Genomic DNA, 683 nt, shown 5'->3' with positions numbered 1-683 from the left:
GGTCAGCACTTTTCACCTGCAGAGGCAACCAAGTCCTCTTCGGTTTCAGTTAATTGGATACCCGGTGATGCGCAAGCGAACAAGCGCCCAATACGTTTGTGACGCTAGTCAGGTCGATAGCCACCGCCCTGGCTAACCTCCGGCATATGGTCTTGCCATAAGGCTTTCCCTATAGTCATGCGCTGTGGAACAGGTACAACATCTCGAACGGAAGCTGGTTGCTATCCTCGCGGCCGACGTGGTGGGGTACAGCCGGCTGATGGGGCTGGACGAGATGGGCACACTCTCGCGGCTCAAGGCGCTCCGGCGCGAATTCATCGAACCCTCGATCGAGGGCTACCATGGCCGCATCGTCAAGCTCATGGGCGACGGCGCTTTGGTCGCGTTCGAGAGCGTCGTCGATGCCTTAGCATGCGCCGTTGAAATCCAACGGGTCACCGCGCAGCAGAACCTCGGTGTCCCCGAAGATACCCAGATCGTGTTCCGCATCGGGATCAACCTTGGTGACGTGATCCCCGACAAGGACGACTTCTACGGCGACGGCGTCAACATCGCAGCCCGCCTGGAAGGACTGAGCGATCCGGGCGGCATCGTCATCTCGGGAACGGCCTACGACCAGGCCCACAACAAGCTCGGCCTGACTTTCAAGTCGCTCGGCGAACAGCGCCTCAAGAACATTCCAG

1 protein-coding gene is annotated in these 683 nt (G+C 59.6%); it reads left to right on the top strand.

Annotated features, from left to right (window positions below; genetic code table 11):
- Positions 1-259: 259 nt before the first annotated feature.
- Positions 260-683 (top strand): adenylate/guanylate cyclase domain-containing protein (locus tag ACXJ7R_RS35430; RefSeq protein WP_457155847.1); only part of this gene is annotated, 424 nt, incomplete at its 3' end.

The organism is Mesorhizobium sp. P5_C1 (assembly GCF_054049815.1).
The sequence above is the reverse complement of the archived record's forward strand: the minus strand, read 5'-3'. Positions and strand labels throughout refer to the sequence as shown.